The 24,912-nt window shown below is 65.8% G+C and carries 20 protein-coding genes; 14 read left to right on the forward strand and 6 right to left on the reverse strand.

Translation table 11 applies throughout. The features are described 5' to 3' along the window. The first annotated feature begins 207 nt into the window (after positions 1-207). Both AC13EK_RS17235 and AC13EK_RS17240 read left to right on the forward strand, forming a co-directional pair. Positions 208-1,458, forward strand: coding sequence for a lipoprotein-releasing ABC transporter permease subunit (locus tag AC13EK_RS17235; protein WP_069337791.1), 1,251 nt, complete (start codon positions 208-210; stop codon positions 1,456-1,458). Further along, positions 1,451-2,137 (forward strand): ABC transporter ATP-binding protein, encoded by a 687-nt coding sequence (locus tag AC13EK_RS17240; RefSeq protein ID WP_004211993.1) that lies wholly within the window; start codon positions 1,451-1,453, stop codon positions 2,135-2,137. Before AC13EK_RS17235 ends, AC13EK_RS17240 begins: the two co-directional genes overlap by 8 nt. On the opposite strand, the gene AC13EK_RS17245 is transcribed toward AC13EK_RS17240, so the two are convergent. Further along, positions 2,126-3,931 carry a diguanylate cyclase gene (locus AC13EK_RS17245; RefSeq protein ID WP_069337789.1) on the reverse strand — a complete coding sequence of 602 codons (1,806 nt, stop codon included), beginning with the start codon at positions 3,929-3,931 and terminating at the stop codon, positions 2,126-2,128. The genes AC13EK_RS17240 and AC13EK_RS17245 overlap by 12 nt on opposite strands. A gap of 64 nt (positions 3,932-3,995) precedes the next feature. Continuing rightward, complete coding sequence (locus AC13EK_RS17250; RefSeq protein ID WP_069337788.1) at positions 3,996-5,168, reverse strand: Yip1 family protein; 1,173 nt, start codon at positions 5,166-5,168, stop codon at positions 3,996-3,998. A gap of 159 nt (positions 5,169-5,327) precedes the next feature. On the opposite strand from AC13EK_RS17250, the gene dnaE reads away from it, so the two are divergent. From dnaE to AC13EK_RS17275, 5 genes are all read left to right on the forward strand, one after another. After that, positions 5,328-8,870: a DNA polymerase III subunit alpha gene (gene dnaE / locus AC13EK_RS17255; protein ID WP_069337787.1), complete on the forward strand. Its 3,543-nt coding sequence runs from the start codon at positions 5,328-5,330 to the stop codon at positions 8,868-8,870. 33 nt (positions 8,871-8,903) lie between these two features. Continuing rightward, a complete protein-coding gene (locus AC13EK_RS17260; RefSeq protein ID WP_069337786.1) occupies positions 8,904-9,314 on the forward strand; it encodes a ketosteroid isomerase-related protein in 411 nt (136 codons plus the stop codon). 41 nt (positions 9,315-9,355) lie between these two features. After that, entirely contained in the window at positions 9,356-10,330 is a 975-nt protein-coding gene (locus AC13EK_RS17265; RefSeq protein WP_483022288.1) for a carbon-nitrogen hydrolase family protein, read from the forward strand. Continuing rightward, a complete protein-coding gene (locus AC13EK_RS17270; protein ID WP_069337784.1) occupies positions 10,327-10,917 on the forward strand; it encodes a GNAT family N-acetyltransferase in 591 nt (196 codons plus the stop codon). The genes AC13EK_RS17265 and AC13EK_RS17270 overlap by 4 nt, the downstream gene beginning before the upstream one ends. 78 nt (positions 10,918-10,995) lie before the next feature. Beyond that, on the forward strand, positions 10,996-11,241 hold the full coding sequence (locus tag AC13EK_RS17275) for a hypothetical protein (RefSeq protein WP_010337356.1): 246 nt from the start codon (positions 10,996-10,998) through the stop codon (positions 11,239-11,241). 1 nt (position 11,242) lies between these two features. On the opposite strand, the gene AC13EK_RS17280 is transcribed toward AC13EK_RS17275, so the two are convergent. The 4 genes from AC13EK_RS17280 to AC13EK_RS17295 all read right to left on the reverse strand — a co-directional run bounded on the left by AC13EK_RS17280 (position 11,243) and on the right by AC13EK_RS17295 (position 15,789). Beyond that, positions 11,243-11,419 (reverse strand): hypothetical protein, encoded by a 177-nt coding sequence (locus AC13EK_RS17280; protein WP_164522443.1) that lies wholly within the window; start codon positions 11,417-11,419, stop codon positions 11,243-11,245. A 1-nt stretch (position 11,420) separates the two neighbouring features. After that, complete coding sequence (locus AC13EK_RS17285; RefSeq protein WP_483022289.1) at positions 11,421-12,743, reverse strand: chloride channel protein; 1,323 nt, start codon at positions 12,741-12,743, stop codon at positions 11,421-11,423. Positions 12,744-12,923: 180 nt separating this feature from the next. Further along, positions 12,924-14,693 carry a tetratricopeptide repeat protein gene (locus AC13EK_RS17290; RefSeq protein ID WP_139150037.1) on the reverse strand — a complete coding sequence of 590 codons (1,770 nt, stop codon included), beginning with the start codon at positions 14,691-14,693 and terminating at the stop codon, positions 12,924-12,926. A gap of 79 nt (positions 14,694-14,772) precedes the next feature. Beyond that, positions 14,773-15,789, reverse strand: coding sequence for an adenosine deaminase (locus AC13EK_RS17295; protein ID WP_069337782.1), 1,017 nt, complete (start codon positions 15,787-15,789; stop codon positions 14,773-14,775). Positions 15,790-16,090: 301 nt separating this feature from the next. On the opposite strand from AC13EK_RS17295, the gene paoA reads away from it, so the two are divergent. The 7 genes from paoA (at position 16,091) to AC13EK_RS17330 (ending at position 24,899) form a co-directional block, all read left to right on the forward strand. Further along, the gene (paoA, locus tag AC13EK_RS17300) at positions 16,091-16,726 is read left to right on the forward strand and encodes an aldehyde dehydrogenase iron-sulfur subunit PaoA (RefSeq protein ID WP_483022290.1); all 636 of its coding nucleotides are present in this window, start codon (positions 16,091-16,093) and stop codon (positions 16,724-16,726) included. Continuing rightward, entirely contained in the window at positions 16,723-17,673 is a 951-nt protein-coding gene (locus AC13EK_RS17305; protein ID WP_069337780.1) for an FAD binding domain-containing protein, read from the forward strand. Before paoA ends, AC13EK_RS17305 begins: the two co-directional genes overlap by 4 nt. A gap of 4 nt (positions 17,674-17,677) precedes the next feature. Beyond that, complete coding sequence (paoC, locus tag AC13EK_RS17310) at positions 17,678-19,879, forward strand: aldehyde oxidoreductase molybdenum-binding subunit PaoC (protein ID WP_069337779.1); 2,202 nt, start codon at positions 17,678-17,680, stop codon at positions 19,877-19,879. A gap of 20 nt (positions 19,880-19,899) precedes the next feature. Further along, on the forward strand, positions 19,900-20,499 hold the full coding sequence (locus tag AC13EK_RS17315) for a cysteine hydrolase family protein (RefSeq protein ID WP_069337778.1): 600 nt from the start codon (positions 19,900-19,902) through the stop codon (positions 20,497-20,499). Positions 20,500-20,683: 184 nt separating this feature from the next. Then, positions 20,684-22,366: an ATP-binding cassette domain-containing protein gene (locus AC13EK_RS17320; protein ID WP_004207613.1), complete on the forward strand. Its 1,683-nt coding sequence runs from the start codon at positions 20,684-20,686 to the stop codon at positions 22,364-22,366. Continuing rightward, positions 22,363-23,433, forward strand: a complete 1,071-nt coding sequence (locus AC13EK_RS17325; RefSeq protein ID WP_037521586.1) for an efflux RND transporter periplasmic adaptor subunit — start codon at positions 22,363-22,365, stop codon at positions 23,431-23,433. Before AC13EK_RS17320 ends, AC13EK_RS17325 begins: the two co-directional genes overlap by 4 nt. 2 nt (positions 23,434-23,435) lie before the next feature. Continuing rightward, positions 23,436-24,899 carry a TolC family protein gene (locus AC13EK_RS17330; protein WP_483022296.1) on the forward strand — a complete coding sequence of 488 codons (1,464 nt, stop codon included), beginning with the start codon at positions 23,436-23,438 and terminating at the stop codon, positions 24,897-24,899. Positions 24,900-24,912 lie beyond the last annotated feature (13 nt).

A 24,912-nucleotide genomic window follows, 5' to 3' on the forward strand; every position in this document is an offset into this window, starting at 1 on the left:
GAAGCAGTATCCCTGAACCACGGCCTTTTGCCTGTGCCTCGGGAGCCTTGCTATGACTGGCGCAGCCTGCTGTCACGGGCAAAATCCGGGCTCTGTGATTTTCTGTATCGGCCTGTGTCCCGCGTGCAACAATTCCGCAATCCTTGCCGTTAAGGCTCAGCCTGCTAGACCGGCCGCATCACTACCAGAAGGGCCATTCGCGCCACCATGATTCTATCCCGCTACGAACGCATGATCGCCAAGCGCTATTTGCTGCCGGGCAAGGGGGAAGGCTTCATCTTCCTCGTCGCCGGCATCAGCCTGGCCGCGGTCATGCTCGGAGTCGCCGCGCTCATCATCGTCATGAGCGTCATGAACGGGTTCCGCGCGGAGCTGTTCGACAAGATTGTTGGCCTCAACGGCCATGCCGTGGTGCAGGGCTATGGCGGGCGCCTGCCCGACTGGCGCGATGTGCTGAAGGAAGCGAAGGCGACGCCGGGCGTCACCAGCGCGACCCCGCTGATCGAGCAGCCCCTGCTCGGCAGCTATCAGGGCCGGGTGGAAGGCGTGCTGGTGCGCGGCATGACCGTGCCCGACATTCGCAGCAACACGACGCTCAAGGGCAAGATCGTCGCCGGCGATCTCAATGCGCTGACCGCCAATAGCGAGAAGGTCGGCATCGGCGTGCGATTGGCCGAAAATCTGGGCATCCAGGTCGGCGATTATATCAGCATCATGAACCCGGCGGGCCGGTCGACGCCGTTCGGTACCGTTCCCCGCCAGATTTCCTATCAAGTGGCGGCGATCTTCGAGGTCGGCGTCTATGATTATGACAAGGCCTTCGTGGTCATGCCGATCGAGGACGCGCAGACGCTGCTGCTGCTGGGCGATGTCGTCAGCATGATCGAGGTCGAAACGGTCAATGCCGACAAGGTTGGCCAGATATTGGAACCGCTGGCGGCCAAGGTCGCGGGCCGCGCCGTGGTGCAGGACTGGCGCCAGATGAACGCCAGCCTGTTCGAGGCGCTGGCGGTCGAGCGGGTGGCGATGTTCGTTGTACTGTCGATCATCGTGCTGGTCGCGGTGTTCAATATCCTCTCCTCGCTGATCATGCTGGTGCGCGCCAAGACCCGCGACATCGCGATCCTGCGGACCATGGGGGCGAGCCGAAGCGGGCTGGTGAAGATCTTCATGACCGTCGGCGTGACCATCGGCACGCTGGGCATGGTCGCCGGCATGGCGCTGGGCTTCACCTTCCTCTTCTTCCGCCAGAGCGTGGTGAATGTGATCCAGTTCGTTACCGGGCAGAATCTGTGGGATCCCTCGATCCGCTTCCTGACCGAATTGCCCTCCAAGCCCGATCCGGTCGAGATTGTGATCATCTGTCTGATGGCGCTGGTCTTCAGCTTCCTCGCCACCCTCTATCCGGCCTTCAAGGCTGCCAATACCGATCCTGTCCAGGTGCTGCGCTATGAATGATGTCCTCAAGGTCAGCGGCCTGTCCCGCAGCTTCACCCAGGGCGGGGTCACGATCGACGTGCTGCGCGGCGTCGACCTGACGGTCGGGCCGGGCGAGATCGTTGCGCTGCTCGGCCCCTCGGGCTCGGGCAAGTCGACGCTGTTGCAGGCGGTCGGCCTGCTCGAAGGCGGGTTCGACGGATCGATCCGCATCGCTGGCGAGGAAGCGGCGAAGCTGGACAATGACGGGCGCACCCGCCTGCGCCGCGATGCGCTGGGCTTCGTCTATCAGTTCCACCACCTGTTGCCCGATTTCAACGCGACCGAGAATGTCGTGCTGCCGCAGGTGATCAAGGACGCGACCATGGACGCCGCGCGGACCCGCGCGGAATCGCTGCTGACGGCGCTGGGGCTGGGGCATCGGCTCGACCATCGGCCGAGCCAGTTGTCGGGCGGCGAGCAGCAGCGCGTCGCGGTCGCCCGCGCGCTGGCCAATCGCCCGGCGCTGGTGCTGGCGGACGAGCCGACCGGCAATCTGGACGAGCGCACCGCCGACGTGGTGCTGGCCGAATTCCTGCGCCTGGTGCGCGGCGAAGGATCGGCGGCTTTGGTCGCCACCCATAATGAGCGGCTGGCGGAAAAGATGGACCGGGTGGTCCGCCTGCACGAAGGGCGGCTGGAAGAGGCGTCAGCCCGGTAACAGCCCCTCGCGCGCGGTCGCGACCATGATCTGGTCGCGGCCCTCGCCCTTGGCACGCAGCAGCGCGGCGTCGGCGGTGGTGACCAGTCGGACGGCGGCGCCATGGTCGGGCCAGGCGGCCAGGCCAAAGGAGGCGGTGATCGGCCCCAGTTCCTGACCGCGATGCTCGACCCGCAGGTCGCGGATGCGCTGCTGGATCTGGGCGGACCGGGCGAGCGCCTGCTCCAGCGTGAAGCCGGGCATCAGGAGGACAAATTCCTCGCCGCCCAGGCGGAAGGCAAAGCCTTGTTCGCGCAGCGAGTCGCCCAGCACCGCGCCGACCGCGCGCAGAACCGCGTCGCCGGCATCATGGCCATAGCTGTCGTTGAATCGCTTGAAATGGTCGATGTCGACCATCAGGCAGGCGAGCGGGGCATGGTTGCGTTCCGCCTCGTCCACCAGCGCTTCGAACATGGCGTCGAAATGGCGGCGGTTGGGCAGGCCGGTCAGCGCATCGGCCATCGCCATTTCGCGCAGCGCGTCGCGCAGGCGCAGATTGGCGAGCGCCAGGCCGATATTCTCCGCCAGCATTTCCAGATATTTTTCGGCCCGGTCGAGATGTTCGGCGTCCATGTCGCGGGTCTGCTCGAAATAGAGCAGGCCGATGCTTTCCCCCTGCGCCGCCAGCGGGATGCAGATGGTCGGGACGGCGGTTTCGCCCTCCAGATGCTCGCAGGCGATGTCGACCATGCCGCCCCGCGGCTTGTGGACCTGCCCGCGCCGCAGTGCCCAGCAGGCCGAGGCCGGGAAATCATTGCGCGACTGTTTGGGATCGAGCCAGTCGCACGCCTGCAACATCATGTTGCGGCGAATGTCGTGGATATAGAGGCGGCCGGGGAAATCGGGCGTGATTTCCGGGGTGAAGCGGCGCACCACCTCGACCAGATCGGCGGTGCTGTCGCAGCCCTGCAGGCGCTGGGTCATCCGCGACAGCAGGTCGCGCATGGTGCGATCGACATCGCGCTCCTGCTCCAGTCGCTGCCGCTCAAGGCCATTTTCACGGAAAATACGGATTGCCTGCGCCATGTCGCCAATCTCGTCCACCTGCGGGAAATCAGGCGGGATCGCAGCGAAATCCTGCGCGGCAAGGCGGGTGACGACATCGCTCAGCCGCACGACGGGATGCAGGATGCGCTGCTTCAGCACGAAATAGAGGACGCACAGGAACAGCAGGGCGGTGACGCCCAGCATGATTTCCGACATGGTCCGCCACTGGCGCGCGGTATCGGTCGCGCCCTGCACTGCCGTGTCGGTGCGATGGTCCAGCATATATTGGAAGCGGCTGACCTGCGCCGCCACCCGGTCCAGTTCGCGGCCATATTCGTCGCCGAAGAGGATGGTGCGGGCGGTCTTGTCATCGCCCGCCTGCGCCGCCTTGATCGCGACATCCTGCTCGTCGGAGAGGGCGTCGGCCCACTGGATCGCTTGGCGCAACGCGTTCAGTTCATTCTCGTTGGCGCCGGCATCCTTCAGATGCTGGATGCGATCCTCGACGGAACGCAGCGCTTCCTTCTCGCGCCGATAGACGACCAGATGGCTGGGATCGCCCGAAATCACATAGCCCCGCGCCTGTTCTGTCAGGCGATAGACATCCTCCTCCAGGGTGGAGGTGAGTTGGTCGAAGCTGGCGCGCTGGGCGACGGCGGCACGCTCGCGCTGTTCCGCGCCGGACGCGAACAGCATCGTCGTGCCCGACGCCAAGGTGAGCAGGACGGTGGCCCCATAGGCCCAGTTGGTGATCGTGGATAAACGCATGGTGGCGCCTAACCTAGGCCCTATAGCTTGGCAATTCGTTACGCGGGCGACCTCATGACATTGCCTATTTTGCGGCGAGCGCGCTCAGTCGGTCGAGATCGAGCGCGTTCACCGCGGCCTTGATCTCCCCGATATCGGCGGCCGTGCCCTCCGCCTCGACCATGAAGCGGTCGGCCAGCGTGGTCGCATATTTGCCGTGACGGCTGTCCTTGTCCCATTCCTCGGTGACGATGCGGCCGTCGATCGTTTGGGTGCGCTCATAGCCGCTGGCGGTCTGGCGGTTCGACTGGACGTTGAGTGCCGCGCCGATCCCGGCAAAGGCGCCGGCCACTGCGATGTCGTTCACCTCCAGTTCGATCTCGTCGTCGCCGGCGCGGTAGCGGGCGGAGGCATGGGCGCCGGCGGACATGCCGCTGCTCTCAATCTCGGTGCGGGTGAAGCGGCCGATCTTCTCGGGCAGCAGTGCCTGCAGCAGATCGGGCGCGATTGCTGCGGAACGGCCGTTCCTGGTCGCTTCTTCCATCCGCTTGGCGGCCTGTTCCATCTGCTTGGTGGCGGCGTCCATCTTGTCGACGTCGATCTTGCCGATGCCCGGCACGGTGATCTCACCGCCGATCTCGTCCGGCCCGGCATGGCTGCCGGACAGGCCGCTGAACGGCATGGCGAGCAGGCTGGCGAGGATGAAGAGCAGCGCGCCCGCGACCATGGTGACGATGGTGTAGGGCAGCGCCTTCTGCTCTGGCACCTTCATCAGGCGCGGCAGGCCGAGATAGAGGAGATAAAGGCTGTGAAGTCCGAGCAGGCCGAGCATGGTGAGGCCGGGCAGCAGCGAGAAGATGCCGGCGAGCCAGCCGGCGGTCGCCGAATAGGCGGAAATCTTGAACGCCTTCAGCTTGTCGCGCTGGCCGCCGAAGCTGGGGGCGAGGAAATTGATGATGATCGCCAGCACGGCCAGCCCGATCAGCGACAGGACATAATGGGCGATCGCCATGCCGATCGCGCCGATCAGCGGCGGGCGCCAGGTGATGCCGAACAGGCCATGGCCAAAGACCTGTCCGCCGATCAGGGTCGCGAGCGGCGGGATCGCCGCCAGGATCATGGCATAGCCGGTATAGATGCTGCCGATGCTGGCCGGTTCGGCCTCGATCAGCGGCCATTCGTCCCTGGGGCGCAGGATGATCGCCTTGGCCCGATCGGCGATGCCGGGCGGGGTGGAAACCGGGTTGCTGTCCGACATGACCGTGCTCCCTGTTCTCTGGCCTATCCTCTGGCCCGTTCTTTGGGCGCGATAGGATCAGCAAGCGCAGCCCTTGGCAAGCGACAAGTGGTGATCTTGTCCACAGCTTTTCGCCGGGCGGGACTGGCGCGCGGGCGCGGGCGTCGTTAGATTGCCGCGATGTCTCATTCCGCCTTCGTACCGCTGCGCATCTTTTCGTCCTTCACCATGCTCGAAGGGGCGATCGACCCCAAGAAGATCGCCAAGCAGGCCAAGGCCCTGGGTTTTCCGGCGGCGGCGATCACCGACCGCAACGGCCTTTATGGGTCGATGGCCTTTTCCGATGGCTGCAAGGGCGAGGGCGTGCAGCCGATCGTCGGCGCTATGCTGGGCGTGGTGCGGCCGGGGCGGCCATCCAACGCGCCGGCGGTGCATGACTGGATCGCCCTTTATGCGCAGGATGCGGGCGGCTATGACAATATCTGTGCGCTCGTGTCGATGGCGCATCTCGACCGGCCGCTGGAGGAAGTGCCGCATGTCACGTTCGACATGCTGGAGGGGCGGACCGATGGCGTGATCGCGCTGACCGCCGGCGGGGAGGGGGCGATCGCGCGCCTGTTCGCCGAGGATCAGCCCGACGCTGCGCTCGCTTACGCCGATCGGTTGCAGGCGCTGTTCCCCGATCGCCTCTATGTCGAGATCTGCCGACGGCTGGACCCGGTCGAGGGCAAGGCGGAGCCGCATCTGCTCGACCTGGCCTATGACCGCAATCTGCCGCTGGTCGCGACCAACCCGACCTGCTTTGCCGAGCCGGAATTCCACGCGGCGCATGACGTGATGCTGTGCATCGCCGACGGCGCCTATGTCGAGACGCCCGATCGCCGCACCAGTTCGCCCGACGCCTGGATGAAGCCGGCAGCGGAGATGAAGCGGCTGTTCGAGGATCTGCCCGAGGCGCTGGCCAACACGCTGGTCGTGGCCCAGCGCTGCGCGGTGATGGCGCCCAAGCGCAAGCCGATCCTGCCCAGCCTTGCCGGCGATATCGAGGGCGAGGGCATCATGCTGCGCGACCAGTCGATCGCGGGACTGGAGGCCCGGCTGGAAAAGGCCGGGATCATCGCGGACGAGGCGCGCCAGCCCTATTTCGAACGGTTGAAGTTCGAAATGGACATCATCATCCAGATGGGCTTCCCCGGCTACTTCCTGATCGTGGCCGACTTCATCAAATGGGCCAAGGATCATGATATTCCGGTGGGGCCGGGCCGTGGTTCGGGTGCCGGATCGCTGGTCGCCTGGGCGCTGACCATCACCGATCTCGATCCGCTGCAACTGGGCCTGCTGTTCGAGCGCTTCCTGAACCCGGAACGCGTCTCCATGCCCGACTTCGATATCGACTTCTGCGAAACGCGGCGCGGCGAGGTGATCCGCTATGTGCAGCAGAAATATGGCAGCGACCATGTCGCACAGATCATCACCTTCGGTAAATTGAAGGCCCGCGCCGTGCTGAAGGATACCGGCCGCGTGATGCAGATGAGCTATGGCCAGGTCGACCGCCTTGCCAAGCTGGTGCCCAACCATCCGACCGATCCCTGGACGCTGGAGCGATCGCTGAACGGCGTCGCCGAGTTCAAGGCGGAATATGACAATGACAATCAGGTCAAGCGCCTGATCGACTATGCGATGAAGCTGGAGGGCTTCCCGCGCCACAGCTCCACCCACGCGGCCGGCGTGGTGATCGGTGACCGCCCGCTGAGCCAGTTGGTGCCGCTCTATCGCGATCCGCGATCCGACATGCCGGTGACCCAGTTCGACATGAAGTTCGTCGAAGGCGCGGGGCTGGTGAAGTTCGACTTTCTCGGCCTCAAGACGCTGTCGGTGCTGCAGAAGGCGGTGCAGCTGCTCAAGGGACGCGGCGTCACGGTTGATCTCGACACGCTCGCCTGGGACGATGCCAAGGTCTATGAATTGCTCCAGCGCGGCGACACGGTCGGCGTGTTCCAGCTGGAATCCGAAGGCATGCGCAAGACCCTGGCGGCCGTGCGTCCGACCAATTTCGGCGACATCATCGCGCTGGTGTCGCTCTATCGTCCCGGCCCGATGGACAATATCCCGATGTTCGGGCGCCGCAAGAACGGCCAGGAAGAGATTGAATATCCGCACATCCTGCTGAAGCCGATCCTCGAAGAAACCTATGGCATCTTCGTCTATCAGGAACAGGTGATGCAGGCCGCGCAGATCCTGGCCGGCTACTCGCTTGGCGACGCCGACCTTCTGCGCCGCGCCATGGGCAAGAAGATCAAGGCGGAGATGGACGCCCAGCGCCTGCGCTTCGTCGAGGGCTGCGCCAAGAGTGACATCAAGCCGGCCAAGGCCAACGAACTATTCGACTTGATCGACAAGTTCGCCGGCTATGGCTTCAACAAGTCGCACGCCGCTGCCTACGCGCTGCTCGCCTATCAGACGGCTTGGCTGAAAGCCCATTATCCGGCGGAATTCTATGCCGGGTCGATGGCGTTCGATATCCATCTGACCGAAAAGCTGACCGTTTTCGTCGACGATATGCGGCGCATGGGCATGACCTGCCTGCCGCCGGACCTCAACCAGAGCGAGGCCGACTTCACCGTCGAGGCGGTGCCGTTCGAGGGCGATGATCCGCGTTTGGGCTTTGCCGTGCGCTATGCGCTGGGCGGCCTCAAGGGCGTGGGCGAGAAGGCGATGGAGCAGCTGGTTGCCGAGCGCGAAGCCAATGGTCCGTTCAAGCATCTGGACGATCTGGCCGACCGGATCGAGCCGCGCCTGCTCAACCGGCGCCAGCTCGAAAGCCTGGCCGCGGCCGGTGCGTTCGACACCATCCATGCCGATCGGGCCGGGGTGCATGCGGCGGCCGAAACCCTGCTGAGCGTCGCGGCAAGCGCGGCGCAGGCGCGCGAAAGCGGGCAGGGCGGCCTGTTTGGCGATGTCGAGACGGCGCATGCCGACGTCCGCATCCCGCCGCATCAGGCCTGGACCGTGTCGGACCGGATGGCGCAGGAAAAGGAGGCGTTCGGCTTCTATTTCTCGGCCCATCCGGTCGACCGTTTCCGCCATCTGGCCGATGCGCGCGGCGCGAAAAGCTATGGCGAAATCTGTTCGCAGCCAATGGGCATGCCCAATGCCGAAGGGCGGGTGATGGGCATCATGGCGGCGATGGTCGAGGATGTGCGCTGGCGCGAGACGCGGCGGGGTGCGCGCTATGCCAACGCCACCTTCTCCGACCAGAGCGGTCAGTTCCAGGCGAGCTGTTTCGACGAGGATGCCTGCAAGCAGATCGAGGAACTGGCGCGCGAGGGCGATTGCGCGCTGCTGCATGTCGAGCTGGATCGCCTGCCGGGCGAGGAAACGCCGCGCGTCACCGTGCGCCGGATGGAGCCGTTCCGCGAGATTGCCAACGTGTCGCGCATGGAACTGGTGCTGGACATCGAGATGGTCGAGGCCGTGGCCAAGCTGGCCGCGATCCTGTCGGGCAGCAGGGGCGGGCGGTGTGAGGTGTTCGTACGCGCGCCGATCGGCGATGGCAAGGCGGCCCGCGTCTTCCTGGGCGATGACTTCACGCTGGGCGCCGATCAGGTCGACGCGATCAGTGGTATTGCCGGGCTGACCGTCCATAATCTGGCGCGGATGGAGGCGAAGTCGGACGGCTATCGCACCCGCCATCGCCGATCGGCCATGCGGCTGGTCGGCTGACCCCGCCCATTTTCCCAGTCCGAGGAGAAATCTGTGTCCGAAGCGACCCTGGCCCTGGTCCATGCCTATTATGACGCCTTCAACCGGCAGGATGCCGAGGGGATGCTGGCGCTGCTCGCCGACGATGTGCGGCACGAGCCGAGCCAGGGCGCGGCCCGCATCGGCAAGGCGGCGTTCGCCGATTTCCTGTCTCATATGAACCTTTGCTATGCCGAGACGGTGATCGACCCGATCGTGCTGGCCAATGCGGAGGGGACGCGGGCGGCGGCCGAGTTCATGCTGGACGGCCGCTACCTGGTGACCGACGAGGGGCTGCCGCCGGCCGCCGGCCAGACCTATCATCTGCGCGTCGGCGCCTTCTTTGATATCGGCGAGGGCCAGATCACGCGCATTTCCAACCATTATAATCTGGCTGACTGGATCGCGCAGGTCGAAGGGCGCTAAAGCCGCCGCTTGCCCCGTTGCCGTTCCATCCTGAGGTATCCTTGACCCACATCCGCGTTGCCGCCGCCCAATATCCGATCGAGCAGGTGCAGAGCTTTGCCGCCTGGCAGGAAAAGCTGACCCGCTGGGTGGAGGAAGCCGCCGCGCTGGGCGCGACCCTGGCGATCTTTCCCGAATATGCGGCGATGGAACTGGCCGGGATCGATCCGGAGCGGGCGGCGGATCTGACCGCCTCGCTCGACCTGGTTATGCAGTTTGGCGAAGCCTATGACCGCGTCCATGCGGAACTTGCGGCGCGGCTCGACGTCATGATCCTGGCGGGTAGCCGGCCGGTGCGGGAAAGCGACGGGCGGATCGTCAATCGCGCGCGGCTCTTCTGCCCGGACAGCACCACCGGCCATCAGGACAAGATCATGATGACCCGGTTCGAGCGCGAGCGCTGGGGCATCAGCGGCGGCGACAGCATCAACCTCATCCACACGCCGATCGGGCCGGTCGGCATATCGATCTGCTATGATGTCGAATTTCCGATGATCGCGCGGGCGCAGGCGGAGGCCGGCGCCAAGCTGATCCTGACGCCATCGGCCACCGACACGATGCAAGGCTATTGGCGGGTGCGGATCGGCGCGCAGGCGCGGGCGATGGAAAATCAATGCTTTGTCGTCCAGTCGCCCAGCGTCGGCATGGCACCCTGGCTGCCCTGCATGGACGAGAATTTCGGCGCCGCCGGCGCCTTTGGTCCGCCCGATGGCGCGATACCCGACGATGGAGTGATCGCGCTGGGGCAGGCGAACGGCCCGGCCTGGGTGGTGGCGGACATCGACCTTGCCATGGTCGACCAGTTGCGTGCGGATGGCACGGTGCTGCCCTTCCGCCACTGGCCCGAACAGCATGTGCCCTTCCACATCATCCAGAATGGCGCGGGATCGGACGTGATCGCGCAGATGGCCAGCGATGCCGCGCGCGATGATGCGCCGGCCGCGCCGCAAATCGAAGATCAGGAGATTGCAGAATGACCGAGCCGTCGATCATCGTCGACCGCGTGACCAGCGATGCGCAGGGACTTGAGGCGCTGGCGACGCTGCGCATCCGCATCTTCCGTGAGTGGCCCTATCTCTATGAGGGCGATGCCGCGCATGAGGAGGAATATCTCCGCGATTTCCTGGCGAGCGAGCATGCGACTTTGGTGCGGGCGCGGATCGGCGAGGAGCCGGTCGGGATCGCCACAGCCTCGCCGCTGGCCGGGCAGCCCGACAGCCTGGTCGCGCCGCTGGTAGCGGCTGGCGTCGATGTCGCGCGCAGCTTCTATTTCGGCGAGTCCGTACTGTTGCCGGCCTATCATGGCCGCGGCATCGGCCACCTGTTCTTCGACGCGCGCGAGGCGGCGGCGCGCCACGCTGGCGCCGATTTTGCGATCTTCTGCGGCGTGGTGCGCGGCGAGGACGATCCGCGCCGCCCGGCCGACGCCCGCGACCTGGCCCCTTTCTGGCGCAAGCGCGGCTATGCGCCGATCGAGGGCGCGCTGTGCGAGATGAGCTGGAAGGAAATCGGCGGCAGCGAAAAGGTCAGCCACCCAATGCAATTCTGGATGCGGGCGCTGTAAGGGGCGGGGCGGTTCCGCGCGCATGGCGGCGAAAGCTTTCCCTTGATTTCGCGCGCGGTGGGTGGTGATGGGATATCCATGATTATCTCGACCATCCCCTGGGACCAGCCTGCCACCATGATCGACCTGGATGGCAAGGCGCCGCTGATCGCGACGGTGCGCGATTGCGTCATCCATTATGGCCTGTTCAAACCCTTCGCCAAGGAACAGGCGCGGGTGCTGCTGACCCAGCCGGTGCATCGCGAGGGGCAGAAGACCCGGACCTGGCTGCTCAATCCCGATGAAATCCAGCAACTGGCGGACAAGCTGCGCGCCGAGGGCTGAGTTAGCGGCGGCGGCCGGCCTGGAGCAGGGCGTAGAAGGTCACCGCCGAAAAGCCGATCGCGCCAGTGAGGCCGATGGCGGCGCCGATCCAGGCGCCGTCCATGCCGGCCAGCAGCTGGCCGGCGAGAAAGCCGATAATCGGCAATATCATCAGGAGCAGGCAGCCGAGCGCCGCCATGTCAGCGGCTTGCTTCGGCGGCCTTGGCCCGCTCCAGGAAGTTGCGGGACAGGCCGTGATAGAGGCGCTCGCGACAGAATATCTGCGCCGATGCGTCGGCGACCAGTGCGGCGCCCAGCAGCGGCAACATGAAGCCGCGGCTGCCGGTGGTTTCCGAAATGATGATGACGGCGGTCAATGGCGCGCGCACCACGCCGGTGAAATAGGCGACCATGCCCAGCAGCACGACGGCGCTCGCCGGTTCGCCGGGGAAAATCCAGCGCAACAGATTGCCGAAGCCGGCGCCGGTGGCGAGCGAGGGGGCGAAGATGCCGCCGGGAATGCCCGAGACGCTGGTGGCGAGGGTGCTGAGGAATTTGGCGGGGGCGAACCAGAGCGGCTGGTCGCCGCCCGCGATCATGGTGCGGGCCGGGGCATAGCTGGTGCCCCAGGTAAGGCCGGTGGCCACGCCGATCGCCGCCACCAGCAGGCCGCAGCCGCCGGCGAACAGCACCGGATGGGCCCGCATCCAGTCGGTCATGCGATTGCGCGCAGTGGCGGCATCGAGCGCCAGCCGCGCGAACAGGCCGCCGGACATACCGCCCAGCAGCCCGGCCAGCAGCGCGATCGGCACGGCCGATTGCAGCGGCAGATGGGCGGCGACCGCGCCGAAATAGACATAGTCGCCAGCGACGCCGAGGCTGACCATGCCCGAGATGATGACTGCGGTGATGACCAGCAGGGTCATGCGCTGCTCATAGGCGGAGGCCAGTTCCTCGATCGCGAAGGCAATGCCGGCGAGCGGCGTGTTGAAGGCGGCAGCGACGCCGGCCGCGCCGCCCGCGACCATGACGGACGCGCGCAGCGGCACGTTCAGCAGGGCGTGGACGCGGGCAAGGATGGCGGCGGAAATCTGGACGGTGGGGCCTTCGCGGCCGACTGAGGCGCCGACCAGCAGGCCGGCGATGGTCAGCACGACCTTCAGCAGGGCCATGCGCAGGTCAACCAGGCAGCGGCCCACCTTTTCGGGCAATTGGGTGGCGGCGATCACCTGCGGGATGCCCGATCCGCCGGCAAAGGGCGCGACGCTGCGGGTGATCCAGGCGAGGGCGGCAAAACCGAGCGGGGTCAGCAGCAGCGGCAGCCAGCGATTGGCGGTGGCCAGGCGATGGAAAGCCTCGGTCGCTTCATCCGCGGCCCAGGCGAAGGCGAGCGCGGCGAGGCCGACCAGCACGGCGCCGCCGATCAGGGCGAGGCGGCGGCGGAACAGCAAGGATGTCGGCCCGCAATGGCGCAGCAGCGCGCGGGCGCGGCGGCGGCTCCAGCGCTGGCCGGGGCGGCTCATGATGGACGTTGCGCGCCGGGGCGCGATTGACGCAGGACGCGGAAAGGGGGCGGCGCGGATGCCATGGCGCGAAATATCGATCCCGGTGGGCTGGACGCGCCCTCCCTACCAGCAAAATGGGTGATGGCCAGTATTTTCCAGCTATTTGTCCATTTTCCCGATCGACAAGCGGATCGCCCCTCAGAGCCGCTCCATCCGCAGCCAGTCGGGATCGCCGGACCAGGCGCTGGTGAGGGCCTTGCGGGCGGCGGCGGCCTCTGCCTTGTGCCCCTGGGCGGCTTCTGCGCGGGCAAGGCTGTAGAGCGCCCAGCCATTATTGGGAGCCTGGATCAGTGCCTGGCGGAAGGCGGCGCTGGCTTCGTCGTGGCGGCCGGCGAGGAAGAGGGCGGCGCCGAGCGACTGATGCACCGGATAATACCAGTAGGCCGGTTCCTGATAGGGGATCCTGCCCTCCAGCTTGATCGCGGCGCGATAATGATCGGCGGCCTGCGCATAGCGGCGCTGGGCGGTGGCGAGACGGCCGCGCGCGACCGCGGTGGCGAGCGCGATCAGGTCCGGGGCTGGGACGCCCTGCGCAATCATCGGGGCCAGTGCATCGGAGCGGGCGAGCGCGCTCATTGCCGCGACCTCCGCATCGAAGCCGCGCTGGTCGCGCTGCTGGGCACGGGCGACGGCGCGGGCATAATGGCGCATGGCGATGGCATAGGGCAGGCGCGGATCGGGCGCGGGCAGGGCGAGGATGTCGGCAGGCGCGGCGAACTGCGCCATGGCCAGATAGGGGGCGGCGTCGATCGCCTGGATCCAGGCGATGGCGGCGGAGGTTGCGGGATCGAGAATGACGCGCAGGCGGCGCGCCTCCCGCATCGCGCCATCCATGTCGCCTGCCATTTGCGCGGAGGCGACGATGAAATGGACATTGTGCGGATAATAGCCGTAGCGCACCAGGCTGTGGTCGTCGGTGGCGCGGATGAAGGCTTCGTCGGCGCGGGCGGCGGCGATGTTGACGCGGATCGAGTCGCGATAGCGGCCGACGACCTGATAGATGTGGCTCGGCATATGGACGAGATGGGCGGCGCTGGGCATGCCATCGGCGGAGAGGCGGTCGGCGGCAGCTTCGGCGCGTTTTGCATCGCTCGCTTCGAGCAGGTGGATCATCAGATGCGCCGCCTGGACATGGGCGGGATTGCGCGCCTGTACCGTTTCGACCAGGCGGATGGCGGCGCCCGCGCGCCCGATCGGGGTCTTGCGGTCGGCCTCCCAATAATTCCACGGGCTGGTGTCCATCGCCGCTTCGGCGGCCAGCAGGGCGACATCGTCATCGGCCGGGAAGCGCGCCGCGAGCGCCAGCATCGCATCGGCATAGGCGCCGTCGAGCGCAGCGCGGTCGGCATCGGGATCACGGGCATAGCGCAGCGCCGCTGCCTCGATCAGGCCGCGCTCCATCGGTGAGGCCCGATCGCGCAGCGCCATCGTCCGGTCCATCGCGGCAAGAGCCGCGCCCCGGTCGCCGGCGTCCATCGGTGCGTTGATATTGGGGCCGAGCGCCACCGCCTCGCCCCACCAGCAAAGCGCGCAGGCCGGATCGAGCCGCTGTGCCGCACGGAAGGAGCGGACCGCGCCGGCATGGTTGAAGCCATACATGAGCAGCAGGCCCTGGCTGAAATAGCGGCGCGCCTGCGGATTGGCGGTGGTCAGCGGAAAGCGCGAATGGGTGAGATCGTCGAACAGCGGGATCGGCGGTGCGTCGGCGATCGGCTGGGCGGCGGCGGCCGCGATCAGCAATTCGCGGGCGAGAGCGGAGCCGATCCTTGGGCCGCTGCACAGGCTGCGGGCGAGGCGGACGGGATCGAGCGCGGCAAGCGTCGCGGGCGAGAAGGCGGGTTCGATCGATATGGAGGTCAGCGACAGGCCGATGCCCAGCGCGGTCGCTGCCCTTATCCAGTCAGCCATGCGTCCGGCCCTTCCCCAAAAGCCCGCCATCATGTGAGACAGACTATATCATCGGGGAAGGGGGCGGTAAATCAGGGCCTCAATGCGCCTGTTCGAGATAGGCGTCGATGGTCGCCAGATGCGCGTCCTTGGCCTGCTGCGGCAGGAAGGAGCCGGTGATGCTGTTGCGCGCGAGCAGGGCGATCTGCTCGCGGGTCAGGCCGCGGGCGGCGGCGACGGCGCGATAATTGTCGTTGAGATAGCCGCCGAAATAGGCCGGATCGTCGGAATTGACCGTGGCGCGCAGGCCCATGTCCAGCATCCGGTCGAGCGGATGGCTGGCGATGTCGTCGATCACGCATAATTTGAGGTTGGAGAGCGGGCAGACGGTCAGCACCATCTGCTCGTCCACCAGTCGGCCGACCAGGGCATCTTCCTCCAGCGCGCGATTGCCATGGTCGATCCGGTCGACCTTGAGCAGGTCGAGCGCTTCCCAGACATAGGCGGGCGGGCCTTCCTCACCCGCATGGGCGCACAGCTTGAGGTCGGCTTCGGCGGCGGCCGCGAAGACGCGGGCGAATTTCTCGGGCGGGTGGCCGATTTCGGAGGAGTCCAGCCCCACCGCCTTAATCTGCGGCAGCCAGGGGGTGGCGGCGCGCAGCGTCTCGAACGCCTCTTCCTCGCTCAGATGGCGCAGGAAGCTGAGGATCAGGTCGCTGGTGATGCCATGGCGTGCCTGCGCCTCGCGCATGGCCGACAGCAACCCCTCGATCACATCGGCGAAGGGCACGCCGCGCGATGTGTGCGCCTGCGGATCGAACATGATTTCGGCATGGACGATATTGTCCTGCGCCGCGCGATCGAAATAGGCGGCGGCGAGATCGTGAAAATCCTGCGGCGTGCGCAGCACATTGGTGCCGGCATAATAGATGTCGAGGAAATCCTGGAGATTGCCGAAATCATAGGCCTGGCGGATCTCGTCGATCGAGCCGTAAGGCAGCGTCACGTCGTTGCGCCGGGCCAGCGCGAACATCAGTTCGGGCTCCAGCGTCCCTTCGATATGGAGGTGCAACTCTGCCTTGGGCAGTCCGGCGATAAATTGGTCGATGTCGGTCATGGGGCCTCTATACAGGATCGACCACCATGGCACAGGAGCAGGCCGCGCGAAACGGTCGTTGCAGCGCCATGCTGGTTTGCGTGGAAGGTCGTGTGTGGAAGGCCCCGCGGTATTTATTTGGCGATCAGCGTCGGCCGCCATAGCATTCATGATCCCTGATCATGACATCATGCCAATCATCGCATGAACCTGAACGGCCTCTCCTGTGTTATCCTCCATCTGGGTAGATGGTAGGCCGGAAGACGGCCGCCAGTTTTTTCTTCGATAGAGCGCGCAGCCAGCGTCTGCAGGGGAGATTTTCATGGCCGATTTTCCGGATATGGGCGTGTCGCGACGTGGCATATTGGCGGGCGGTGCCGCCTCCGCGACGGTTGCCGTCATTCCAGCACCAGTACAGGCACAGCCGTCTCCCGCTGCGCCGCCGCCGATGATGGCGGTGGAATTCATCGTGAATGGCAAGCGGCAGCAGTTGAAGCTCGACACCCGCACGACATTGCTCGACGCGCTGCGCGAACATCTCAAGCTGACCGGCACCAAGAAGGGCTGCGATCATGGCCAGTGCGGCGCCTGCACCGTGATGGTCAACGGCACCCGCATCAACAGCTGCCTCAGCCTGGCGCTGCAGCATCAGGGCGACGAGATCACCACGGTCGAAGGGCTGGGCATGCCTGACAACCTCCATCCGATGCAAGCCGCTTTCATCGCCCATGACGGCTATCAGTGCGGCTATTGCACGCCGGGACAGATCTGCTCTGCCGTCGCCGTGCTCAAGGAAATCGAGCAGGGCGTGCCGAGCCACGTCCAGGCGGACATCACCCGCGCCCCGGACTATTCCAATATCGAGATGCGCGAGCGGATGAGCGGCAATCTCTGCCGTTGCGGCGCTTATTCCAACATCGCGCTGGCCATGGCGCAGGTCGCGGGAGCAAAGGCATGAAGAGCTTCACCTATGAACGGGCGAAGACGCCCGAGCAGGCCGCCGCGGCCGTGGCCGGCCGGCCAGGCGCCAAATATCTGGCTGGCGGCACCAATCTGCTCGACCTGATGAAGCTGGAGATCGAGACGCCGATCCATCTGGTCGATGTCCAGGATCTGAAGCTCGACCGGATCGAGAAGACGGCGGAGGGCGGGCTGCGGATCGGCGCGCTCGTCACCAACACGGCGCTGGCGTCGGACATGGCGGTCCGCCGCGACTATGGCGTCCTTGCCCGTGCGATCGTCGCCGGCGCCAGCGGCCAGTTGCGCAACAAGGCGACGACGGCGGGGAACCTGCTGCAGCGAACTCGCTGCCCCTATTTCTACGACACCAACATGCCCTGCAACAAACGTCGGCCCGGCACCGGCTGCGCGGCGATCGGCGGCTTTTCCCGGCAGCTTGCCGTCATCGGTTCGTCGGACCAGTGCATCGCCACCTATCCCGGCGACATGGGCGTGGCGCTGCGCCTGCTCGATGCGAAGGTCGAGACGGTGAAGGCCGATGGCGCGAAGCGCGCGATCGATTTTGCCGACTTCCATCGTCTGCCCGGCAACGAGCCGCAGCGCGACAATGTACTGGAAGCTGGCGAACTGATCACCGCCGTCACCCTGCCCAAGCCGATCGGCGGCACCCAGCTCTATTACAAGGTGCGCGACCGGGCCTCCTATGCCTTCGCGCTGGTTTCGGTCGCCACCGTCATCCAGAAGGACGGTAGCGGACGCGTGGCATTTGGCGGCGTCGCCCATCGGCCATGGCGAGTGGAAGCGGCCGAAGCCGCCTTTCCAGGCGGCGCCCGCGCCGTGACGGAGAAGGTCTTTGCCGATGCCCGTCCGACCGAGGACAACAGGTTCAAGCTGAAACTGGCCGAGCGGACGCTGGCGTCGCTCATGGCCCAGGCGAGGAGTTGATCCCATGAAATTCGATGCCCCCGCCAAAGCCAATCTGTTCGATCAGGCCAAGATCGTTGGCAAGTCGACGCCCCGGATCGACGGCCCGCTCAAGACCACCGGCCAGGCGCCCTATGCCGCCGAACGCCATGATGTCATCGCCAACCAGGCCTATGGCTTCGTCGTCGGATCGGCCATCGCCAAGGGACGGATCGCCGCGATGGACACCAGCCTGGCCCGCGCCGCGCCGGGCGTGATCGCGATCGTCACCGCCCCTGATACCAAGCCGGTCGGCAAGGGCATGATGAACTATGCCCCGCTTTTCGGTGGCAGCGACATCCATCATTATCATCAGGCGATCGCCTGTGTGGTGGCCGAAAGCTTCGAACAGGCGCGCGCCGCCGCGGCGCTCATCCGCACCGATTATGCGCGCGACAAGGGCGTGTTCGATTTTCCTGCTGTCGCCCCGGCCGCGCCGCTGGCCAAGGGGCAGGGGGGCAAGCCCGACACCAGCAGTCAGGGCGATTTCGCCGCCGCCTTCGCCGCGGCGCCGGTGAAGCTCGACGCGCGGTACAGCACCGCGAACGAAAGCCATTCGATGATGGAACCGTTCGCAACCATCGCCGCCTGGGACGGCGACAGGCTGACGCTCTGGACGTCCAACCAGATGATCGCCTGGGCCAAGCAGAGCATGGGCAAGATCCTGGGCATCGACCCTGCCAATGTGCGGGTGGATTCGCCCTATATTGGCGGCGGTTTCGGCGGCAAGCTGTTCGTGCGGGCGGATGCCGTGCTGGCGGCGCTGGGAGCCAAGGCGGCCGGACGGCCGGTCAAGATTGCCGTGCAGCGCCCGCTGATGGCCAATAACGCGACCCACCGCCAGGCGACGATCCAGCGCATCCGTATTGGCGCGGAGCGGGACGGACGGATCACCGCGATCGGGCATGAAAACTGGTCGAGCAACATCAACGGCACGGATGGCGAGGATGGCACGGCCCAGACGCCCAAAGTCTATGCCGGCGCCAATCGCATGACCGCCAATCATGTCGCCATGCTCGACCTGCCGGAAGGCAATGCGATGCGCGCGCCCGGCGAAGCGCCGGGGCATCTGGCGCTGGAAGTGGCGATCGACGAACTGGCCGAAAAGCTCGGCATGGACCCGATCGAACTGCGCATCCGCAATGAGCCCGAAGGGACGGTGCCTGCTAACGCGACCCAGCGCATTTCCGATCGCAATCTGGTCCGCTGCCTGCGCGAAGGGGCGGAGCGGTTCGGTTGGGCGCAGCGCAGCGCCAAACCGGGGCAGCGCCGCGAGGGCGCCTGGCTGATCGGCATGGGCGTCGCCGCGGGCTATCGCGGCGGGCCGACGGCGACATCCGGTGCGCGCGCACGGCTCGGCACGGATGGCCGTATCACCATCGAAACCGACATGACCGACATCGGTACCGGCAGTTACACGATCATCGCCCAGACCGCGGCGGAAACCATGGGCGTGCCGCTCGAACGGGTCCAGGTGGTGCTGGGCGATTCCGATTTTCCCGCCTCATCGGGTTCGGGCGGCCAATGGGGCGCGGCCAGTTCGACCGCCGGCGTCTATGCCGCCTGCGTGGCGCTGCGCCGGGCGATCGGCCAGAAACTGGGGTTCGACGCCGATAGCGCGACCTTCGCCGACGGCCGGATCGACGCGGGCGGTCGTCGCATGGCGCTGACCGATGCCGGCGCCCTGACGGCGGAGGATGAAATCAGCTTCGGCGATTTCAAGAAGGGCTATGATGTCGGCACCTATGCCGGCCATTTCGCCGAAGTTGCGGTCAACGCCTATACCGGCGAAACCCGCATCCGCCGCATGTTGGCGGTGTGCGATGCCGGCCGCATCCTCAATCCGCTGTCGGCGCGCAGCCAGGTGATCGGTGCCATGGTCATGTCGGCCGGCTCCGCCCTGATGGAGGAACTGGCGGTCGACACCCGCTTCGGCTTCTTCGTCAATCACGACCTTGCCGGCTATGAAGTGCCGGTCCACGCCGACATCCCGCATCAGGAATGCATCTTCCTCGACACGCTCGATCCGGTGGTCTCGCCGTTGAAGGCGAAGGGGGTGGGGGAATTGGGCATATGCGGTCCCGGATCGGCGATCGCCAACGCCATCTACAATGCCACCGGCATCCGCGTGCGCGACTATCCGCTGACGCTCGACAAATATCTCGACCAGATGCCCGACATCGCCTGACCCTTAACCGGAGCAAGACCATGAAGCCGGACAAGACCGCTATCGTCCTGATCGAATATCAGAATGATTTCGTCAGCGAGGGCGGTGCCCAGCATGAGGCGGTGCGGGATGTGATGCGCGCCACCAGCATGCTGGCGAACAGCGTCGCGCTGCTGGATGGCGCGCGCCAGGCGGGGCTCACCATCCTTCATGTGCCGATCAGCTTTGGGGAGGGCTATCCCGAACTGTCGCCCCGGCCCTATGGCATCCTTGCCGGCGTGATCGCCGCCAGGGCCTTTCGCCGTGGCAGCTGGGGCGCGCAGATTGCCGATGCGATGGCGCCAACCGATGGCGAGATCGTGGTGGAGGGCAAGCGCGGCTTGGACTGTTTCGCCAGCACCAATATCGACTTCATCCTGCGCCAGCATGGCATCACGCACCTGGCCATTGCCGGCTTTCTCACCAATTGCTGCGTCGAATCCACCATGCGCTCCGCCTATGAACGGGGCTATCATGTCGCGACGCTGATCGACTGCTGCGCCACCATCGGCGAGGAGGAACAGCGCGTGGCCATCACCAAGGATTTCCCGATGTTCTCGCTGCCAATGACCGGGCGGGATTTCCTCGCGCAATTTGGCTGAAGGACCGATCTGTCCCCTCTAGAGCGGGGGACTTCTGGCCGGGAGGGCAGCATTTGCCCCGATGCCTGCACCATTCTGCAAACGCTTCATAAGTTTATGTTGCTGTGCAGCATAAGCCATTGTGGGCCGTAATCGCCGCGGTTAGGGGCGCTTTCGATGAGGCTGGCAGGGAACAGGTGTCGAGTTGGCGAGTGAGCGTTTCGGCTTGCGGCAGGCGGCCGCGTGGCTGTCGGAGGTCGTCGGGCCTGACCGCAGCTATGTGAATGTCGGGATCGTCTATACGGTGGCGATCAGCCTGTTGTCGCTGGCTACCCCCATCTCCGTGCAACTGCTGATCAACTCGGTGGCGCGTACCGCGCTGGTCGCGCCCTTGTGGATCCTGTCCGGCGTGCTGCTGGCGCTGCTGCTGGTCGTGGCGGGGCTGAGCGCGCTGCGCGTCTATCTGTTGGCGATCTTCGAACGCCGCATCTTTGCGCGGGTGGTCGCGGAAATCACCGTGCGCGCGGTGCATGCGCAGAACCCCTTCTTCGTCGATGAAAGCCGGGGCAGCCTGTTCAATCGCTATTTCGACATGGTGATCGTCCAGAAATCGGTGCCCAGCCTGGTGATCGGCGCCTTCACCATCGTGCTGCAGGGGGCGGTGGGACTGGTGGTGACCAGCTTCTACCATCCCTTCTTCCTGGCCTTTAACCTGGTGCTGGTAACGGTGTGTCTGATGATCTGGCTGGCCTGGCGGCATGGCGCGATCACCGGTGCGGTGGGCGTCAGCCATGCCAAGCATAATGCCGCGCACTGGCTGGAAAGCGTCGGCGGTTCGAACGGTTTCTACAAATCGGCCCGGCACCTGAATTTCGCGATGGACCGGTCCGAGACGGTCATTGCCGACTATATCGCCGCGCATCGCCGTTATTTCCGCTACAGTTTCGCGCAGACGCTGGGTTATTTTCTGGTCTATGCCTTCGCGGCGGCTGCCTTGCTCGCGCTCGGCGGTAATCTGATCCTGGCCGGCCAGCTTTCGATCGGGCAGCTGGTCGCGGCGGAACTGATCCTGTCCGGCGTCTTCTACGGCATCTACCAGCTCGGTTCCTATCTCGACACCTTCTATGATCTGGTCGCGAGCAGCGAGGAATTGTCGCAAATCCTGGCCATCCCGCAGGAGCGGCTGGGCCAGCGCGGGGAAGCTCCACGCGACGGATCGGTGCGCTTCCGCGATGTCGAGATCGACAAGGCCCAGATCAATTTCGAGATTGCGAGCGGCGAACAGGCGGTGATCCTGGCCGAACCGGGCATGGAGAGCGCCCTGGCGCTGCTGCTCAAGCGCCACGCCGCGCCCGACAGCGGCATCGTCCTGATCGGCGGCAGCGAACTGGGCAGTTTCGACATGTATCTGCTGCGATCGGCGGTGATGGTGCTCAATCGTCCGACCATCATCGATGTCACCCTGCGCGAATATCTGTCGTTCGCCGAAGGCCGCGACATGGATGGGGCGCGGATCATGAACGCGCTGGAACGGGTGGGCCTGGGCGCGCGGCTCGCCAGGCTGCCGCACGGGCTCGATACCCAGCTCGCCAGTTCCGGCTCGCCGCTGTCGATCGTCGAAGTGATGCAGCTCAAGCTTGCCAATGCCCTGCTCAGCCGTCCGCGCGTGCTGCTATTGTCGCAACTCTACGACATGATGCCGATTGCCAGCCTCAAGGCGACATTGGCCGAACTGCGGGCCGCGGGCACGACCGTGCTGCTGAGCAGCGGTCGCCCCGAAGCGCTCGACCTTGACGCCTGGTATTGGGTCGGCGCGCGCGCGCAGCAACGGTTCACCGACAAGGATGAATTTGCCCGCTTCGTCGCAGCGCGGGAGGCGCAGCCATGACGCTCGATCGCGCCCAGGCCGAACATTTTCCATCGCTCGCCCAGTTGCGGCCGCCCCGACTGGTGACGACCGTCGCCTGGCTCATCCTGCTGGGCGTCCTGCTCGTGCTGGCGATCCTGTTCGTGCCCTGGCAGCAGACGGCGCAGGGCGGTGGCCAGGTCACGACGCTGAGTGCGCAGGACCGCGCCCGTGACGTATCCTCGCTGGTGAGCGGCCGCGTCGCCGAATTTTACGTCAGGGACGGCGATCATGTCCGGGCTGGCGATCCGATCGTCCGCGTGGTCGATGTCGATCCGGATTTCCTCGCCCGGCTGGCCGGGGAGAAGGCGCAGGTCGAGGCACAGATCGCGGCGGTCCAGCAGGCGCGGGCGACCGCGATGATCGACGTCAATCGCACCAGCCAGCTCTATGCCGAAGGGCTGGCTGCCCGCCGCGACTATGAGCAGACCCAGATCAAAGTTGCCGACGTGGACGCGAAGCTCGCCGAAGCGCGCGCGAAGCTCAAGCAGATCGAGATCAAGCTTGCGCAAAGTTCGGCGCAGATCGTCTCGGCGCCGCGCGAAGGCCGGGTGCAGGATCTGAACGCCGCAGCGGGTGGCGCGCTGATCTCGTCGGGCACGGTGCTGGCGACGATCGCGCCCGAGAATATCACCCGCGCGGTCGAGCTGTATGTCGATGGGCGCGACGTGCCCCTGGTCGAGCCGGGGCGCTCCGTGCGGCTCGAATTTGAGGGCTTCCCGGCCTTCCAGTTCAGCGGCTGGCCGGCTTTTGCTGTTGGCATCTATGACGGCCAGGTGCGGTCGGTCGATCCCACGCCGCGCACCGACGGGTTGTTCCGCATCTTGGTGGAACAGGCGCCGGGCAAGACCGCCTGGCCGGAGCGACGCTTCGTCCGTCAGGGCAGCAAGGTGCTGGGCTGGGTGCAGGGTGACACGGTGCCGGTCTGGTATGAATTGTGGCGCCAGCTCAACGATTTCCCGCTCAACTTTGGCCAGGATCAGGTGGCCGGCAAGGGCGAGGCGAAAGCGCCCAAGGACGACAAGAGTTCGATCGAGAAGAAGAAGTGACGATGTGGCGCGCCATGGCGCTTCCCATCCTGGTCGCGGCCATGGGCGCGGGCACCCTGCCGTGCGCGGCTGGTGAGGCCCTCTCGGTCGATGCGACGCCCGCGCCGACCGCAGGGCAGCCCTCGACGCCGCTGACGCTGGACGAGGTGCTGCAATCCTCGGCCCGCTCGGCGCCCGATATCATTGCTGCCCTGGCGCGCGCGCGTCAGGCCGAAGGGCGCGCGATCAGCGCACAGGGCGCCTTCGACACGGTGTTTTCCGTGGATGCCCGCAGCCGGGTCGAGGGCTATTATGACGGCACGCTGATCGACAGCAAGGTCGAACGCCCGCTGACCGGCAATGGCGGCTATGTCTATGGCCAATATCGCAATTCGCGCGGGGATTTCCCGGTCTATGAGGACAAGGCCTATACCAATCGCGCGGGCGAGTTGAAGATCGGGGCACTCTATGCCCTGATGCGCGATCGCCTGATCGACGCGCGACGGTCGGCCTCGCAAATCGCCGGCAACGATATCGACATCGCGCGCTTTGAGACGCGTGCGACCGCCATTGGTGTGCAGGCGCGCGCCATAGCCGCCTATCAGAAATGGGTAGCGAGCGGCCTCAAGCTCAAGGCCTATCAGGCGCTCTATGATCTGGCGGAAAGCCGTAGCCAGGGCATTGCGCGTCAGGTGCAACTGGGCGCCAAGTCCGCGATATTGCTGACCGAAAACGAAGCCAACATGGTCAAGCGCGAAGCGCTGGTAGTGCAGGCGCGCCAGGAGTTCATGGCGGCGGCCAACAGCTTCTCGCTCTATTATCGCGATGCGGACGGATTGCCGATCCTCGTCGATGCCGCGCGCCTGCCCGCGTCTGCCGCCGCGTTCGACGGCCTGCGGATCAACCCGCTGTTCGCAATAGAGGATCGCCCCGACTTCGGCATCCTGCTGGAGGAAATCGACAACGCCTCGGTCAAGCTGGCGCTGGCCGAGAACGACACCCGCCCCAAACTGGATTTCGAGGGGCAGGTCGCCAAGGATGTCGGTGCCCAGGGGCTGGGAGGCTATAGCCGCACGCCGCTGGAAGTGATCGTCGGCGTCACCTTCAAGGTGCCGCTGCAGAACCGCAAGGCGAGGGGCAAGGTCGCCGAGAGCCAGGCGAAGATCGACGAACTCACCGTCAAGCAGCGCTATCTGGCGGAGAAAATCCGCACCGAAGTGGCCGGCATCGGCATCGAGGTCGATGCCGCGCGCGTGCTGGTGGATACGACCCGGCGGCAGCGCGACCTGGCCGAACGACTGGCCCAGGCGGAGCGGCGCCGCTTCGATCTGGGATCGAGCGACTTCTTCCTGGTCAATAGTCGTGAGGAAGCGGCCACCGATGCCGCGGTCAAGCTGATCGAGGCGCAGGCACGCATCGCCGCGGCCCAGGCCGAAATGGCGGCAGCAACCGCCGATGACCGGGCGCTGGGACTGGATCGCAGCTAGGCGGCATATCGCT

It is taken from the genome of Sphingobium sp. L-44, from assembly GCF_056859495.1.

What these genes read in the sequence shown, in the direction of transcription:
- AC13EK_RS17235 (WP_069337791.1), top strand. Translation starts at nt 208, where the DNA reads ATGATTCTATCCCGCTACGAACGCATGATCGCCAAGCGCTATTTGCTG.
- AC13EK_RS17240 (WP_004211993.1), top strand. Translation starts at nt 1,451, where the DNA reads ATGAATGATGTCCTCAAGGTCAGCGGCCTGTCCCGCAGCTTCACCCAG.
- AC13EK_RS17245 (WP_069337789.1), bottom strand. Translation starts at nt 3,931, where the DNA reads ATGCGTTTATCCACGATCACCAACTGGGCCTATGGGGCCACCGTCCTG.
- AC13EK_RS17250 (WP_069337788.1), bottom strand. Translation starts at nt 5,168, where the DNA reads ATGTCGGACAGCAACCCGGTTTCCACCCCGCCCGGCATCGCCGATCGG.
- dnaE (WP_069337787.1), top strand. Translation starts at nt 5,328, where the DNA reads ATGTCTCATTCCGCCTTCGTACCGCTGCGCATCTTTTCGTCCTTCACC.
- AC13EK_RS17270 (WP_069337784.1), top strand. Translation starts at nt 10,327, where the DNA reads ATGACCGAGCCGTCGATCATCGTCGACCGCGTGACCAGCGATGCGCAG.
- AC13EK_RS17275 (WP_010337356.1), top strand. Translation starts at nt 10,996, where the DNA reads ATGATTATCTCGACCATCCCCTGGGACCAGCCTGCCACCATGATCGAC.
- AC13EK_RS17280 (WP_164522443.1), bottom strand. Translation starts at nt 11,419, where the DNA reads ATGGCGGCGCTCGGCTGCCTGCTCCTGATGATATTGCCGATTATCGGC.
- AC13EK_RS17285 (WP_483022289.1), bottom strand. Translation starts at nt 12,743, where the DNA reads ATGAGCCGCCCCGGCCAGCGCTGGAGCCGCCGCCGCGCCCGCGCGCTG.
- AC13EK_RS17290 (WP_139150037.1), bottom strand. Translation starts at nt 14,693, where the DNA reads ATGGCTGACTGGATAAGGGCAGCGACCGCGCTGGGCATCGGCCTGTCG.
- AC13EK_RS17295 (WP_069337782.1), bottom strand. Translation starts at nt 15,789, where the DNA reads ATGACCGACATCGACCAATTTATCGCCGGACTGCCCAAGGCAGAGTTG.
- paoA (WP_483022290.1), top strand. Translation starts at nt 16,091, where the DNA reads ATGGCCGATTTTCCGGATATGGGCGTGTCGCGACGTGGCATATTGGCG.
- AC13EK_RS17305 (WP_069337780.1), top strand. Translation starts at nt 16,723, where the DNA reads ATGAAGAGCTTCACCTATGAACGGGCGAAGACGCCCGAGCAGGCCGCC.
- paoC (WP_069337779.1), top strand. Translation starts at nt 17,678, where the DNA reads ATGAAATTCGATGCCCCCGCCAAAGCCAATCTGTTCGATCAGGCCAAG.
- AC13EK_RS17315 (WP_069337778.1), top strand. Translation starts at nt 19,900, where the DNA reads ATGAAGCCGGACAAGACCGCTATCGTCCTGATCGAATATCAGAATGAT.
- AC13EK_RS17325 (WP_037521586.1), top strand. Translation starts at nt 22,363, where the DNA reads ATGACGCTCGATCGCGCCCAGGCCGAACATTTTCCATCGCTCGCCCAG.
- AC13EK_RS17330 (WP_483022296.1), top strand. Translation starts at nt 23,436, where the DNA reads ATGTGGCGCGCCATGGCGCTTCCCATCCTGGTCGCGGCCATGGGCGCG.